Raw genomic sequence first — 14,322 nt, 5'->3', positions numbered from 1 at the left:
CTTTAGATAAAGTCGGAAGTCTTTGCTCTAGCGCTGGCTGGCGGCCTTCAGAAACACATCGAGTTGGTCCCGCGCGACACGGCGGCTCATTACCGCGCCGCAGCCGCTGCAAAGCGCCTGCAACAGGGGCGGCTGTTTCGGCTTACTGACATCATCGACCAGCCCGGCGTCGGGGAAGGAGGGGCTCTTGCAGCCGAGGCAGAACATCTGCCCCGGCGCTAAGGCCTCCTTCTTCGAGCGGCTGCGCAGCGCTGGGATCAGATCGGCCCCGATCACCAGGAACGGCGCCTGTTCATCGATGACCTGAACCTTTTCCTCCTGCAGGATGCGTTTGAGCGTGCTCGGTCCGCAGCGCAGGGCCACACAGACTTCATCAAGCGTATAGACGCGGTGTGCCTTGAGCGCTCGCCAGTTGAAACCGCGCCCCACTACCGGACCCCCTCACGAAGAAGCGCGCGGATGTCACCGACGCGCCAGGCCGTCGTGCGCGGCCCGAGGCGAATCGGCTGGGGGAACCGGCCGCTCCGCACGCCCGCCCACCATGTGGAACGGGATACCGGCACCGGGCCACCCGGGTGCAGGATCTGTTTTTCGCGCAACAGCGCGTCATCCGAAAGGGTATCGAAAGCCATCTTGTCCGTCCTTGTCTTTGGGAACAGAACTAAGACTGACCTTGTCCGATGCTGGCCGACGCCAGATCACGTTTCCAAAGGTGAAAACACCTTCGCATCCTTATTTTGTTGGGTAGATCAGTTCCCAAACCCCCTGATCAACGTGAACATCCGCGCTTTCTTGAAGGTATCTTCGGACAGTCTGTGCACTCAAAGTGAAGTCCAGTTCCTTCGCCTTGTCAGCGACCTGACGATGAACATCACACTTAGCGGGCCGAGGGTCATAGGAATGTCCATCCACGACGGCAGCCAGCAGTGCTTTTTCGAGACTCGCAATTCTTTTTGCCTGCGCGCCCTTTTCGGAGGGAGAAGCCGGGTCCTCCGACAATTCCTTGATTCTCCTCCTGAACCGAGAGATTTCGTCAGTGGATTTGCAGGTTTTCGTGTCTTCGGCTCGCAGTCGCAGTTCAAGCTCAGTGATCCTGGCATCCCGCTCTCGAAGTTGTCTTCTTAGAACCTCGTTTTCCGCCGCCAGTTCGGCAGAGCGGTTTTCAGCCGCTTGTTGAACGTTTTCAGACCTTAGCCCAACGGCGCGTCGCCATGCTTCGGACACATAGTAGCCGCGGGCCTCCAGCCAGAGGATGTACTCTAGGGGCGAGGCTTTCTCGGAGATCGCCCCGATCTCCAGCGCGCGTTCAAGAACAAGGAACCTGTCTTCCCGCTCGCGGATCGTCTCTCCGGTCTCCGGCGCCTCCCCCTGCCAGCCATTCGTCGTAAATGGGTCGAAGTTCAGAGAAAGGTCGATCGCCTCGCGTGGGGTCCAGAAAGGTTTGCGGGCCCAATTTCCGATTAGGCGGCGTTCCTGCCTGAGATAGCGTTCCGAAAACACCTGCTTCCGGCTGAAAGCCAAATGCCTTCCGTCATATCCAATCGGCCTCTCGGGAGTGACTGCCATCCACCATTCATCATGAAACGGCAGGCCATTTCTTTCCCCCCACCAAAGCCAGTACTTCGGCGAACCAACCGTCGCGCCCGCACGCTTAGCATTTTCAAGCGTTACGGTTTGAGTTTTCAGAACTTCTGAAGCTTCCTCGCTGTCGGGCGTCACGCCCAGCGCGAGCGGAACAGCATCCAGCAGCGACCAGTTATCTCGGTAGATCCAAGCCTGCAACAGTGCCTCTGTCGGTTCTGAATTATCTCGCCGGTCTTCAGTCATGCTTGTTCTTGCCATTTTTCATCTGCTCGAGTTGATCGGCCCACCATTGGGCGAGCTCGACTCGTTCATCCCAGTGCTCCCCGCGCGCGTATGCTCGGCGGATTTCGTTCGTCTCCATATGTGCAAGCGCCCTCTCAATCGCATCCGCGTGCCAGAGGCCAGCTTCATTGGCGAGCGTCGAGAACATTGCCCGAAAACCATGCGATGACATTTCGTCTTTCCCGTATCCCAGCCGGCGCAGTGCGGCATTTAGCGTGTTTTCGCTCATGCAACGTTGTGACGAGCGTACCGAGGGGAAGACAAGCCTTCCGCTTCCTGTCAGTTTCCGTAACTCTTCCACATGGCCCTGAGCCTGCCGGGAGAGCGGTACGGCATGCGGGCGACGCATCTTGGCGCGATGAGCCGGGACAGTCCAAACCGCGCCAACTTCGTCGATCTCATCCCATTCTGCCATTCGTAACTCTCCCGGGCGCAGAGCCGTCAGGGCAAGCAGTCGTAGCGCAAGCTGCGTCGTGCGCTGCCCGGAAAAGTCGTCGATCGCCCGCATCAGGCCTCCAACCTTAGAAGGCTCAGTAATCGCGGCTCGGTGTTGCGGTCTTGGCCGGATCAGGGCGTCCTTGAGCCCGTAGGTTGGATCATTGTCGGCCACGCCTAGCGCGATGGCATATCGGAACACGGCACCGGCAGCAGATCGCATCCGGATCGCGCTCTCGTGGTTGCCTTTGTTCTCAACTTTGCGCAGCGGCACTAAGACATCCCGAGCTGTAATTTGAGTAATAGGGATGGCCCCTATGTCGGCGTTCAGGAGGCGATGAAGCCATTCCGTCTTCTTGAGCGTTGCCTCTGCCTTGCCTTCACGGCGCTTTTTCGTCAACAGCTCCGCGGCCAGCTTGGCGAAGGTTTCGTTTTGCTCTGAAGCTTCCTTGGCCTTTTCACGCTTGCGGGCACTCGACGGGTCTTCTCCTTTCGCGATCAGGCTCCGTACTTCGTCACGTTTTCGGCGCGCGTCGGCCAGTCCGATATCCGGGTACTTGCCCAGCGCAAGAAGCTTTTCTTTCCCGAACCACCGATACTTGAAGCGCCACAGCTTCGAACCGTTCGGGTTGACCAATACGTACAGCCCGTCGAAATCCGACTGTTTGTATGGCTTGCTCTTCGGTCTTAGGGATCGAATCTTTGCGTCGCTCAGGACCGCCATCGGGGGTACCTTCCACTTGGAGCGTGACACGTACCCCAGATCATACCCCCGAATGGGGTAGATCACAGCGCACGAGACGGAACGACATCGGACAAACTGGCTGATCAAATCCCGTAATACCAGCGTATTACGGAGCAAATACGATCTCAACTGGATGATTTTATGGTGCCCGGGGGCGGAATCGAACCACCGACACGAGGATTTTCAATCCACTGCTCTACCCCTGAGCTACCCGGGCACGGGGAGCGGCTGAGCCACTCGGGTTGCGGCGTTTTATGGCAGCGCCGCGGAGGTGTCCAGAGGGTTTCGGCAAAATTTTTGCCTGCCCCTACGGCGTCTTCAGTGCGGCTTGCCGCGGGTCCCGAAACCGGGTTCAGCCCCCTCTTCCCCAAGGCCTTTTTCCAGCGCGTCGAGGGCCTCTTCGATGTCTTCCGGATCGGTCGAGGGCACCGAATAGCCGCCCTTCAGCCAGCGGCCGAGGTCGACGTCGGCGCAGTGGCGCGAGCAGAAGGGACGGTACTTCGCATCCACGTCTTTGCCGCAGATCGGGCAGCTCATGCGGTGCCCCCTGCCAGCGGCAGGCGGGCGCGCTTGCGCTGCAGCTCGTAGTTGCCCAGCGGCGTCCAGCCAGAGAGGTTGGTCTCCACATCGTCGGCCCGGAAGGCGGCTCGCAGGCTGCCCTCGAAGCCACGGCGGTCCTTCTTGGGCATCGGCGCGGGATCGAGGATCACCACGCCGCCCAGTCCCCGCAGGCGCAGCTGGCGCGGCAGTTCGCGGGCGGCGGCCGTGTTGGCCTTGAGGCCCGCGGCGGGGCTCGTGTCGCCCCCGGTGTTCACGTCCACGGCGACGAAGGCCTTGGTGGGCTCGACCACCATTGTCCCGCCGCCGGGCAGGGGCACCTCCGGCTCGGCCAGGGCCTCGATCGCACCGGCCACGTCGTCGCGCTCCAGCGCATCGGCGCCTTCGGTCACCTGCGCGGGCTCCGACCAGTCGCGCCAGGCCAGCGCATGGGGGCCATCGCCCTCCACCAGCAGCTCGGGCGCGCCCTCGAGGTCGGCCAGCACCTGCGTGGCCAGCGCCGCCATGGCGAGGATGTCGTCGATGACCTCCTCGGCGGAGGCCTCGGCGCAGGCGGAGCGCAGGATCAGCCCCGCCCCTTCCGGTGCGCCAGCCTCGGCCCAGGTCTCATGGGCGGTGGCCAACAGCTCGTCGCGGACCTCCTCGTCGCGGATCGCGCGCGAGACGTTGAGGCCCGGGGCCTCGGGCGTGACGATGGCATAACGGCTCTTGAAGAGCAGCCGCTGGGTCACCGGGATCGCCTTGCCGGGTTCCGCATAGCCGGTGACCTGCACCAGCAGCGGCGCGCCGGGGGCCAGCCCCTTCACCTGCCGCAGGAAGGCAGAGCCATCCGGGGTGGCGAGGAACATGCCCCCCTGCCCCTTCACCGGCCGGTCGGTCCGGGCCCGGTAGATGGAGCCGGGACGCGGCGCATCCCCGTCGATCAGCAGGTCCTCGAGTTGCCCGTCGCGCATCAGCGCGGCGGCCTCGCGGCCCTGCCATTCTCCCAGCAAAATCTCTGCACCCTTCATGTCGCGTCCTTCCAGATCGGCAGGCCCGCCGCCTGCAACAGCGCCGCGGTTTCCGCCAGCGGCAAGCCCACCACGGCAGTGAACGAGCCCGAAATCCAGGGGATCAGGGCGCCCGCGGGCCCCTGTATCCCGTATCCGCCCGCCTTGCCCTGCCAGTCGCCGCTGGCAAGATAGCCCGCGATCTCGGCCTCGGAGAGGCGTTTCATCTGCACGGTGGTGACAACGTCACGCTCCCACAGGCGGCCCTCGCAGGCCACGGCCACGGCGGTGATCACCTTGTGGCGCCGCCCGGACATGAGCCGCAGGAAGCCCTCGGCCTCGCCCGCATCGACCGGCTTGCCGAGGATGCGGCGGCCAAGCGCCACGGTGGTATCCGCGCAAAGCACGACTTCGCCCGCGCCCGCGGGCACGGCCTGCGCCTTCTCCCGGGCCATGCGTGCGCAATAGGGGCGCGGCAGTTCGGCCTTGAGAGGCGTCTCGTCGATGTCAGGGGGGCGGATGGCGTCGGGCGTGAGGCCCAGCTGCGCCAGCAGGTCCAGCCGGCGCGGGCTTCCGGAGCCGAGGATGAGTTTCATGGCACTCCCCGCCAGAAGGCCACCGCCGGAACGGTGGCGGTCGAAAAGAAACCGGCGCGCCCCGGACAGGGGCGCGCGCGGGATGTTACTTGAAGCGGTAGTTGATCCGACCTTTGGTCAGATCGTAGGGGGTCATTTCGACCTGCACCTTGTCGCCGGCCAGAACCCGGATGCGGTTTTTCCGCATCTTGCCTGCCGTATGCGCGATGATCTCATGGCCGTTCTCGAGCTCGACCCGGAATGTCGCGTTTGGCAGGAGTTCCTTCACGACGCCGGGGAATTCGAGAATGTCTTCCTTGGCCATGGGGTCTCCTTTAAGTGGCGCCCCCTGCGGGGACGGATGCGCCTAAATGGTCCCAACGCGCGCGATTTTCAAGGGGGATTCAGCGCAACGGGACAAGTTCGGGCGGATTGTGATCACCGGGCTGCTCGTCCCAGTCCCGCAGGTTGCGCACGTGGCCGTTGGCACGGACCTCGGCCACCTGCGCCAGATCGACCTCCGCATAGGTCCAGCCGGGCTGCCCCAGCCGCCCCTCGGCCAGCACGCCATTGGGCGGGAACCCCGCGTCCGGCGGGCCGAAAATCCCGCCCATGCCGGTGTTTGCCTCCACCGCGGGCACCTTGGGATAGGCCCCGACGGTCGAGGCCATGGCCACCACGCATTGCCCTTCCAGCGCCCGCGCCTGGCTGCCGATCCGCACCCGCCAATAGCCTTCCTCGGCCTCGGTGCAGGACGGCACCAGCAGCAGTTCCGCCTCCCGCTGGGCCCGCGCCAGCAGCGGAAACTCGCTGTCATAGCAGATATTGATCGCCAGCTTGCCGAGCGCTGTGTCGAAGACCTTCAGCGGCCCCTGCCCCACGACGCCCCAGGGATCGCGCTCCCAGAGCGTCATGATCACCTTGTCCTGGAAATCCACCGCGCCCGAGGGCGCCACCAGATGCGCCCGGTTCACCAGCACCTCGCCATCGAAGACCGGCCCCGAGGCCGCCACGATATAGACCCCGTGATCAGCCGCCAGCCGCTGCGCCACGGCCACCGCGTCGCCCATGCGCCGCGCCACCTCGCGGGTCGCCACATCCAGGTCCGTCGCCGCGTCACCCGCCAGCGAGGCCAGTTCCATCGCGCCGTATTCCGGGAAGAGCAGCAGATCCGCCCCCTCACCCGCAGCCTCGGCCACCCAGGCCTCCTGCTTGGCCACATAGGACTCCCAGCTCTCGAACCAGTCCAGCGGATAGGCCGCCGCCGCGATCTTCACCATCCCATCATCCTCTGTTCCCAAATATCCTCGGGGGGAATGTGCCGCAGGCACATGGGGGGCAGACAGCCCCCCCTCCCCGCCCGCCGCAGGCGCATCCGTCCGAAAGGCTCAGAGCGCCCGCATCCAGACCTGCAAATCCTTGCCCGTCGGCTCATCCGCGCCCACGTCCGTCCAGCGATAGCGCGCCACCGCCCCCTCGACCGGCGCATAACCGCGCCCGCGCCAGAAGTCATCCAGCGGACGATACTCTTCGGGCCGTGCCGGGTGATCCGCAGGACGCACCACCGAACAGAAGGCCGACCAGCGCCGCCCGAGTGCCCGGGCATGGTCTTCGCGCAGGTCGAAGAAGGCGTGCCCCAGCCCCTGCCCCCGGTACTCCGGCAGCAGGACGGATTCGGCGCAGTAGAAGACCTCGTCCGCCTTTTCCGGCCGCCCGGCGAAGGCAGCGGCGAAATCCGCATCCGCCTCCTCCATGCCCATGCCGGTGGCGACACCGACGACCCGGCCCGCGTCGAGCGCCGCCACGACCACCGCCGTGTCGGTGGTATAGACGTCGAGGTAGCGCCGCTCGTAGTCGAGGTCGCCCTCGTAGAGATAGGGCCAGTCCCGGAAGACGGCGATTCGCAGCCGCGCCACGTCGTCGAGCGCAGCGCCAAGCGCCTCTCCGGTCAGGACCCGCGTTTCGATCACGCCGAGACCTGCCCGATCCAGTCCGCGAGGTTGTAATAGGTGGTCACGCGGGAAATCTTCCCGTCCTTCAGGTCGAAGAACGAGCCGCCCGGCAGGCGGTAGGTCTGGCCCTTCGCTTCCGGCAGCCCCGCATCGGTCACGAGGTAGGTGCCGTTCACGATGAACTCGGCCGCGCCGCGGGTGCCTTCCGGGTTGGCGAAGATCACCATGTCGGTCAGTTCCTCCTTGTAGCAGCGCTCCATGTGGGCGCAGAACTCGGCAAAGAGCGTCTTGCCCACGCGCACCTGCCCCTCGTTGACGTGATGCGCCACGTCAGCCGTCAGGCAGGCCAGCATTCCCTCGGTATCGCCCGCGTTGAAAGCGGCGAAATAGGCACGGATCGTGTCGTTCATTCTGTCCTCTGAACTGGCTTGGAAGGTGGCAGGAAAGCGGGCCGGGGCGGTCAACCCTGTGGGGCGGGGCCCCAGCGTTCGGTCAGGTGCCGGACGATCTGGTCGCGGCTCTGACGATAGGCGTTGAGCTTGGTCTCGCGGGTTTCGCCCAGACCGGTGGGATCCATGATCGGCCAGTAATCCACCGTCAGGTGAAAGAACCGCGTCAGCTCCAGCGCGCGGTGCTGGCTGGCGGGGGACAGCGCCACGATATGATCGAAGGAGGACAGGTCGTCCCCCAGTTGCTGCATCTCGTCGAAGGAGCGCGAGCGGTGCCGCTCCAGCTCCACCCCGATCTCCTTGCAGACCGCGATGGCGAAACCGTCGATCTCCAGATCGTTGTGCACGCCTGCCGACTGGACGTAGACGCCGGGGCCGTAGAGCTTCTTCATGATGCCCTCCGCCATGGGCGAGCGCACGGCGTTGTGGTCGCAGCAGAAGAGAACCGATTGCGGCAGCTGATGCGGCACCCGTCAGCCCCCGAAGTGCAGGACGCAGATCAGGGTGAAGAGACGGCGCGCCGTGTCGTTGTCGACCTCGGCCTTGCCCTCCAGACGTTCGATCAGCACCCGGGCACCCTCGTTGTGGATGCCGCGCCGGGCCATGTCGATGGTCTCGATCTGCGCCGGCGGCAGGTTCTTCACGGCGTCGAAGTAGCTTTTGCAGATGGCGAAGTAATCCTTCACCACCTGCCGGAACGGCCCCAGCGACAGCAGGAACTGCGCCGCGGGCTGGTCGTCCTCGGTCTTGATGTCAAAGACAAGCCGGCGTTCGCGGATCGACAGGCCGACGTGGTAGGGCCCGGCGGGCACCTCGCGTTCGTCCCGTTTCGGCAGGGTGAAGCTGTTCTCCTCCAGAAGGTCGAACATCGCCACCTTGCGCTCCTGCTCGATCTCCGGGGTCGGAGGCGGCAGGTTGCTGTCATCCAGCTCGATCAGGCTGATCCGGGACATCGCTCATTCCTCATTCAGATGGTCCAGACGGGCACGCACCGACAGGCCGTGAGCCTCCAGGCTCTCCGACTTTGCCAGCGTTTCGGCAGCGGGGCCAATGGCTTTCAGCGCCGCCGGGGTCATTTCTGCCAGAGTGGTGCGTTTGAGGAAGTCCAGAACCGACAGACCGGAGGAAAAACGCGCCGAGCGTGCCGTGGGCAGCACATGGTTCGGGCCCCCGACGTAATCCCCGATCGCCTCGGGCGTCCAGCCGCCGAGGAAAATGGCCCCCGCGTGGACGGTCTTTTCCGCCAGCGCGCGCGGATCGGCGACGCAAAGCTCAAGGTGTTCGGGCGCCACGCGGTTCGACAGCGCCGCCGCCTCGTCGAGGTCGCGCACCACGATTACCGCGCCGTAATCGGCCCAGCTGGCACCCGCGATCTCGCGCCGCTCCAGCGTCTTGAGGCGGTCGTCCACGGCCTCGGCCACCTTGCGGCCAAAGGCGGCATCATCGGTGATCAGGATGGATTGCGCCACGGGGTCGTGTTCCGCCTGGCTCAGCAGGTCCAGCGCCAGCCAGTCGGGATTGTTGTCCGCATCCGCGATCACGAGGATCTCGGAGGGGCCCGCGATCATGTCGATGCCCACCTTGCCGAAGACACGGCGCTTGGCGGCGGCGACGAAGGCGTTGCCGGGGCCGGTGATCTTGTCCACCGGCGCGATCGTGTCGGTGCCATAGGCCAGCGCCGCGACGGCCTGCGCCCCGCCCACGCGATAGACCTCGTCGGCCCCCGCGATGCGCGCGGCCAGCAGGACCAGCGGGTTCACCACGCCGCCCGGCGTGGGCACGCACATGGCCAGACGTTCGACGCCAGCCACCTTGGCGGGGATCGCGTTCATCAGCACGGAAGAGGGATAGGAGGCCAGACCGCCCGGCACGTAGATGCCGGCCGCCGACACCGGCGTCCAGCGCCAGCCCAGCGTCGCCCCGTCCGGATCGGTCCAGAGGGCATCCTCGGGCATCTGGCGGACGTGGTAGGCGCGGATGCGCTGCGCCGCGCGTTCCAGCGCCTCACGCTCGTCGGCGGGGACCTTGGCGATCTCGGCGTCGATCTCCTCGGCGGAGAAGGCCATGGTGTCGGGCGTCAGCTCAAGCCGGTCGAACTTCGCCGTCAGCTCCAGCACCGCGGCATCGCCCCGGGCGCGCACGTCGGCGATGATCCCGGCCACCACATGATCGACATCCGGGCTGTCCTCGCGCTTGGCCGACAGCAGGGCGGCAAAGCGGGCTTCGAAATCCGGCTCGGTCGTGTCGAGAAACTGGGGCATTGGGCAACTCCTTGGTTGCCCATCCCATAATACCTGTGTCCGGCACCCTCAAGCGGCAGCGTTTCAAGGCCCGCTTCGGCCCCGCGCCCGCGGGCGCGTCACTCGTGGCTCGGCACCTTGCCCGAGGGCGCACGATAGGGCCGGGTCACGTCCTTGAGGCTGACGTCCAGCGCCTCGACCGTCAGCCGCAGCGCGCCGTCGCCCGCGAAGGTCAGCAGCACCGCGCCCGAGGGCGGCTCCGCATCGGCCTCGAAGTCGATGGAGAGCAGCGAGAGCACCGTCTCGCGGTCCTTCGGGTCGATGCCCTGGCTCGCAACCTTCAGCACGTTGTCGATGACGAGGAGCGAGCGCACCCGCTCCGGCCCGTGACGCTCCATCCCGCGGTCTTCCCAGCGGAAGCGGTTCACCAGCAGCGCCAGCCGCCGCTCCTTGGGCCGCCAGGACACGTCCCTGGCCTCCAGCACCGCGTCCTGCGTCAGGGCGGCGATGACCTTGAGGTCCTCGCCATCCTCCGCCCCGAGGTTCAGCGGGCGCTCGCGCCCGTCTTCGAAACCTGCGTCCTGGGTCATGAGCCCTTGATCCTTTCGATCTTCGCGCCGACCGCCGAGAGCTTCTCCTCGACCCGCTCATAACCGCGGTCGAGGTGGTAGACGCGGTTCACCTGCGTTTCGCCCTCTGCCGCCAGACCGGCCAGGATCAGCGAGACCGAGGCCCGCAGGTCGGTCGCCATCACCGGCGCACCCTTCAGGCGCTCGACGCCGGTCACCTTGGCGGTGCCGCCGTGCACGTCGATCTTGGCCCCCATGCGCATCAGCTCCGGTGCATGCATGAAGCGGTTCTCGAAGATCTTCTCTTCCAGCACCGAGGTGCCTTCGGCGGTGCAGAGCAGCGCCATCATCTGCGCCTGCAGGTCGGTCGGGAAGCCCGGGAAGGGCTCCGTCATCACGTCCACGGCGCGGATGCGGCCGTTCTTGCGCGCGACGACAAGGCCGGTCGGCGTTTCGGTGACCGAGACGCCCGCGGCATCCAGCTTCTCGCAGAAGGCGCCGACGAGGTCGATGCGCCCGCCCAGCAGTTCCACCTCGCCGCCCGCGATGGCGGGGGCCAGCATGTAGGTGCCCAGTTCGATCCGGTCGGTGACGACCGGGTGGGTCGCGCCGTGCAGACGCTCAACCCCCTGAATGGTGAGGGTCGAGGTCCCCTCCCCCTCGATCTGCGCGCCCATCTTGCGCAGGCATTGCGCCAGATCGACGATCTCGGGCTCGCGGGCCGCGTTCTTGAGCACCGTGGTGCCCTTGGCCAGCGTCGCGGCCATCAGCGCGTTTTCCGTCGCCCCGACCGAGACGATGGGGAATTCGTAGGTGCCGCCCTTCAGCCCGCCGGGGGCCTTGGCAAAGACATAGCCCTCGCGCAGGTCCAGCTCCGCGCCCATGGCCTCCAGCGCCTTGAGGTGCAGGTCGACGGGCCGCGCGCCGATGGCACAGCCGCCGGGCAGCGAGACGATCGCCTCGCCGTAGCGCGCCAGCAGCGGCCCCAGCACGAGGATCGAGGCGCGCATCTTGCGCACGATGTCATATTCCGCCTTGTGGCTGGTCAGGTCGTGGCTCGACATGGCCAGCACCTTGCCGTCCTGCAGCGACGAGACTTCGGCCCCCAGCGACTGCAGCAGCAGGGTCATCGTCTTGATGTCCGACAGCCGCGGCGCGTTGGTCAGCGTCAGCGGTTCATCGCTGAGCAGCGTCGCCGGCATCAGGGTCAGGCAGGCGTTCTTGGCTCCCGCAATGGGAATCTGCCCGTTCAGTGCACCGTTGCCGGTGACGAGAATCGAATCCATCCGCTCTCAGTCCTCTTCGCGTGTGCCGGTGTCGCCGGCTTGTTCTGTCCGTTTCTCTTCGCCAGTGGCATCAGCGGCTTGCCGGGCACGGGCCTGTGCCTTGCGGCGGCCCATGTTGGCTTTCAGCGCGGCTTTCAGCCTGTCCTGACGGTCCTGGCTCTTCAGCCGAGAGGTACGGGATTTGTCGGTCATGGTCCTTCTGTACTTCAGACGCAAAAAAGGGTCCAGATTGCGCTTGCGCCCCGCGTCGAATGCGTCTAATCAGCCGCCCACAGCCTGACGGGCACGCCCGCAGCTGACCGCACCGCCCGGCGATGGGCCCCTCGGATCGCGACACAGGAGCCGACGCGAGGGAAGGCGGGAAACGACAGAAAGGGTCTTGCCAGTGCCCGGTTCGGACGGTACTCACCGCCGCCAGAAACTGGAACATAGTGCTGCTGTAGCTCAGTGGTAGAGCACTCCCTTGGTAAGGGAGAGGTCGACAGTTCAATCCTGTCCAGCAGCACCATTCCACTCCCCCCGAAAAATAAAGACGCACAAACCGGTCGCGGGACATCGCCTGCCGTGCGAGCGCATGCCACCGAAGGACCATGCCCCTCCTGCCCGGCGGCCGACGGGTCAGCCCGTCAGTTGACGCTCCGCAGCACTGCCCCCGCCCAGCCCGGCGCCCCGGCCTTCACGCCGCGCTGTGCCGGTTCGTCCAGACCGACAACAACAAAGCAATGCGGGCGGCTCTTGGTGATCCGCACGAGCCTGATCTTCGCACTATGGCAGGCCTGCTGCACCTCTCCGACGGCGGCGGCCGGGTGGTCGAACTCTCCGAGGTCCCGCACCGCCTCGCCCTCTCGGTCGATCAGCGCGACGGACACGGCCCCCTGTTCCAAGGCGCAGAATTCCAGCATCCGGCTGATCGGAATGACAGCGAGATCGTCCGGCAAAGGCTTCGCCCGTGCCCGTGCAAGCAGCCCCCAAGCCACCAGCACAGCCGCCCCCGCGGCCAGCAATATGAGTTTCATTCAATAAATCCGCAAATACCGGGCGCGGCTTCACGTCCCCTGAAGCGCGGGCCCGTCCCCCAAAATACTCGTTCCACATCTGCCGCGCACGGTACCCCTGAAATACGAAGCCCGCGCGATGCCCGGTCAGGGTAGGACATCAGCCGCGCCGCGTCCCCCCCGGAAGGCCTCTTTCGGCCAATATCGTGGTGAATAGGGCCGAAATGATGCCCATTGCGGCGTGGCCTCTGCTGTTGTCCGGCGCTGCAAGGCCGTCAAAGGCAGACATACGGGCCTTCCACCCGGCAGACCCCGGACAGGCAAATCCCGGACAGGCAAATCCCGGTCAGGCAAATCCCGGTCGGGCAAACCCCAGACAGGCAAACGGCCCCGAAACCGGGGCCGTTCATCCTGTGTCGCTGATGGCTCAGCCCATGCGCAGGATCGTCAGCGCCATGGCCTGTGCGCGAGGCACCATGGTGCCGATGTCGAGGAACTCCTCGGGCGAGTGGCCCTTGCCGCCGCGCGGCCCCGTCGCACAGAGCGTCGGCGTCCCGGTGTAGGAGGCGATGCCGCTATCTGCGCAGGAGCGCGTGAATTCCGCCTGCGTGGTCTGGCCAAGATCATGGGCCGCCGACAGGTAAGCCTCGGTCAGCGCGGCGCTGCCCTCGGTCTGGAGCATCGGCAGGAAGGCCCCCAGCCGCTCGAAGGTGGCGCTGACGCCATCCTCGCGGCAGGTCATCGCGATCTCCTTGATCGCGGCCTCGGCCTTCTCGTATTCCTCCTTGGTGGCATAGCGCAGGTCGATCTGGCACTCGGCATAGGGCGCGATGGTGTTCACCGACTGCCCGCCCGAGACAAGGCCGACGTTCACGTTGATGTCCCAGCTGTCCTGCTCGGGCAGCGCGTGCCAGGCCAGTGTCTTGCGCGCGAACTCGTCGATGGCGCTGCGGCCGTCCTTGGGGTTCTGACCCGCATGGGCGGCGCGCCCGGTGATCGTGACCTTGTAGAACGCCCCGCCCCGGCGGCCGTTCACCACGTTGCCGCTGATCCGGCCGGGTTCCGAGTTGAAGACCGCACGGGCATCCGCGGCGGCGGCCTCGATAACCGGGGCCGAGGCGGGCGAGCCGATTTCCTCGTCCGGGGTGAAGAGCGCATGCAGCGGCACCGGGCTTTCGCCGGTGGCAGCGAAGGCCGCCATGACGAAGGCGTTCATCACGAGGCCCGCCTTCATGTCGGCGCAGCCCGGGCCCGAGGCGATGCCGTCCTCGACCTTGAAGGGCCGTTTCGCGACCTCACCGGTGGGGAAGACCGTGTCCATGTGGCCCATCATCAGCACCGGGCGGTTGCCGGTACCGGCGGCAAGGCGGGCGTGCAGCGCGTCGCCCCCCGGGCCGAGGGTCGTGGTGGAGGTGGTCAGCCCCTTCTCGGTCAGGAAGGCCTCGATCTGGTCCTTCACCCGGTTCACACCCTCCCGGTCGTGGGAGTTGCTGTCCGTGTTCACAAGCGCCTCGAGCAGCGCGTGCATGTCGGCCTCGTGCGCGGCCAGCCAGTCGAGCGTCTTCTGGGTCATCTGAGGGGTCTTTCCTGTTGCGTCCGTCTCGGGGCGGAGACTGCACGGGTTATTGTCGGATGTACAATTGAAAGCGGCAGAGGCGGGAGT

General features: G+C 65.9%; 19 protein-coding genes and 2 tRNA genes. 1 reads left to right on the top strand and 20 read right to left on the bottom strand.

Annotation, left to right across the window (positions count from 1 at the left end; translation table 11 throughout):
- Window positions 1-27: 27 nt before the first annotated feature.
- The 18 genes from LCM32_RS02595 to LCM32_RS02510 all read right to left on the bottom strand — a co-directional run bounded on the left by LCM32_RS02595 (window position 28) and on the right by LCM32_RS02510 (window position 11,856).
- The gene (locus tag LCM32_RS02595; protein ID WP_224819489.1) at window positions 28-429 is read right to left on the bottom strand and encodes a hypothetical protein; all 402 of its coding nucleotides are present in this window, start codon (window positions 427-429) and stop codon (window positions 28-30) included.
- The gene (locus LCM32_RS02590) at window positions 429-632 is read right to left on the bottom strand and encodes a helix-turn-helix transcriptional regulator (protein ID WP_224819488.1); all 204 of its coding nucleotides are present in this window, start codon (window positions 630-632) and stop codon (window positions 429-431) included. The genes LCM32_RS02595 and LCM32_RS02590 overlap by 1 nt, the downstream gene beginning before the upstream one ends.
- 100 nt (window positions 633-732) lie before the next feature.
- Window positions 733-1,827, bottom strand: a complete 1,095-nt coding sequence (locus LCM32_RS02585) for a hypothetical protein (RefSeq protein ID WP_224819487.1) — start codon at window positions 1,825-1,827, stop codon at window positions 733-735.
- Window positions 1,820-3,025 carry a tyrosine-type recombinase/integrase gene (locus LCM32_RS02580; protein WP_224819486.1) on the bottom strand — a complete coding sequence of 402 codons (1,206 nt, stop codon included), beginning with the start codon at window positions 3,023-3,025 and terminating at the stop codon, window positions 1,820-1,822. Before LCM32_RS02580 ends, LCM32_RS02585 begins: the two co-directional genes overlap by 8 nt.
- Window positions 3,026-3,188: 163 nt before the next feature.
- Window positions 3,189-3,263: transfer RNA gene (locus LCM32_RS02575), tRNA-Phe, on the bottom strand.
- Between the two features lie 101 nt (window positions 3,264-3,364).
- On the bottom strand, window positions 3,365-3,583 hold the full coding sequence (locus tag LCM32_RS02570) for a DNA gyrase inhibitor YacG (RefSeq protein ID WP_222493124.1): 219 nt from the start codon (window positions 3,581-3,583) through the stop codon (window positions 3,365-3,367).
- Window positions 3,580-4,614, bottom strand: coding sequence for a ribonuclease E/G (locus LCM32_RS02565; protein WP_224819485.1), 1,035 nt, complete (start codon window positions 4,612-4,614; stop codon window positions 3,580-3,582). The genes LCM32_RS02570 and LCM32_RS02565 overlap by 4 nt, the downstream gene beginning before the upstream one ends.
- The gene (locus tag LCM32_RS02560) at window positions 4,611-5,189 is read right to left on the bottom strand and encodes a Maf family protein (protein WP_224819484.1); all 579 of its coding nucleotides are present in this window, start codon (window positions 5,187-5,189) and stop codon (window positions 4,611-4,613) included. Before LCM32_RS02560 ends, LCM32_RS02565 begins: the two co-directional genes overlap by 4 nt.
- Window positions 5,190-5,274: 85 nt before the next feature.
- Window positions 5,275-5,493, bottom strand: coding sequence for a translation initiation factor IF-1 (gene infA / locus LCM32_RS02555; protein WP_010137880.1), 219 nt, complete (start codon window positions 5,491-5,493; stop codon window positions 5,275-5,277).
- Between the two features lie 79 nt (window positions 5,494-5,572).
- Window positions 5,573-6,445: a carbon-nitrogen hydrolase family protein gene (locus LCM32_RS02550; RefSeq protein ID WP_224819879.1), complete on the bottom strand. Its 873-nt coding sequence runs from the start codon at window positions 6,443-6,445 to the stop codon at window positions 5,573-5,575.
- A gap of 111 nt (window positions 6,446-6,556) precedes the next feature.
- The gene (locus LCM32_RS02545; RefSeq protein ID WP_224819483.1) at window positions 6,557-7,138 is read right to left on the bottom strand and encodes a GNAT family N-acetyltransferase; all 582 of its coding nucleotides are present in this window, start codon (window positions 7,136-7,138) and stop codon (window positions 6,557-6,559) included.
- Entirely contained in the window at window positions 7,135-7,530 is a 396-nt protein-coding gene (locus LCM32_RS02540) for a ketosteroid isomerase-related protein (RefSeq protein ID WP_224819482.1), read from the bottom strand. The genes LCM32_RS02545 and LCM32_RS02540 overlap by 4 nt, the downstream gene beginning before the upstream one ends.
- A gap of 50 nt (window positions 7,531-7,580) precedes the next feature.
- Complete coding sequence (locus tag LCM32_RS02535; protein ID WP_224819481.1) at window positions 7,581-8,039, bottom strand: low molecular weight phosphatase family protein; 459 nt, start codon at window positions 8,037-8,039, stop codon at window positions 7,581-7,583.
- Between the two features lie 3 nt (window positions 8,040-8,042).
- Entirely contained in the window at window positions 8,043-8,522 is a 480-nt protein-coding gene (locus LCM32_RS02530) for a UPF0262 family protein (RefSeq protein ID WP_224819480.1), read from the bottom strand.
- 3 nt (window positions 8,523-8,525) lie between these two features.
- Complete coding sequence (hisD, locus tag LCM32_RS02525) at window positions 8,526-9,830, bottom strand: histidinol dehydrogenase (RefSeq protein ID WP_224819479.1); 1,305 nt, start codon at window positions 9,828-9,830, stop codon at window positions 8,526-8,528.
- Between the two features lie 98 nt (window positions 9,831-9,928).
- Entirely contained in the window at window positions 9,929-10,399 is a 471-nt protein-coding gene (locus LCM32_RS02520) for a DUF2948 family protein (RefSeq protein ID WP_224819478.1), read from the bottom strand.
- Window positions 10,396-11,664: a UDP-N-acetylglucosamine 1-carboxyvinyltransferase gene (gene murA, locus LCM32_RS02515; RefSeq protein WP_224819477.1), complete on the bottom strand. Its 1,269-nt coding sequence runs from the start codon at window positions 11,662-11,664 to the stop codon at window positions 10,396-10,398. The genes LCM32_RS02520 and murA overlap by 4 nt, the downstream gene beginning before the upstream one ends.
- A 6-nt stretch (window positions 11,665-11,670) precedes the next feature.
- Complete coding sequence (locus LCM32_RS02510; RefSeq protein ID WP_224819476.1) at window positions 11,671-11,856, bottom strand: hypothetical protein; 186 nt, start codon at window positions 11,854-11,856, stop codon at window positions 11,671-11,673.
- Window positions 11,857-12,097: 241 nt separating this feature from the next.
- On the opposite strand from LCM32_RS02510, the gene LCM32_RS02505 reads away from it, so the two are divergent.
- A tRNA-Thr gene (locus tag LCM32_RS02505) sits at window positions 12,098-12,172 on the top strand.
- A 118-nt stretch (window positions 12,173-12,290) separates the two neighbouring features.
- Here LCM32_RS02505 and LCM32_RS02500 read toward each other — a convergent pair.
- Window positions 12,291-12,680, bottom strand: a complete 390-nt coding sequence (locus LCM32_RS02500) for a hypothetical protein (RefSeq protein WP_224819475.1) — start codon at window positions 12,678-12,680, stop codon at window positions 12,291-12,293.
- Window positions 12,681-13,086: 406 nt separating this feature from the next.
- The gene (locus LCM32_RS02495) at window positions 13,087-14,232 is read right to left on the bottom strand and encodes a M20 family metallopeptidase (protein WP_224819474.1); all 1,146 of its coding nucleotides are present in this window, start codon (window positions 14,230-14,232) and stop codon (window positions 13,087-13,089) included.
- Between the last annotated feature and the right edge of the window lie 90 nt (window positions 14,233-14,322).

The sequence above is a fragment of the Pseudooceanicola nanhaiensis genome (assembly GCF_020171315.1).
Lineage (GTDB): Bacteria > Pseudomonadota > Alphaproteobacteria > Rhodobacterales > Rhodobacteraceae > Pseudooceanicola > Pseudooceanicola nanhaiensis_A.
This window is presented reverse-complemented; position numbering and strand designations above follow the sequence as displayed.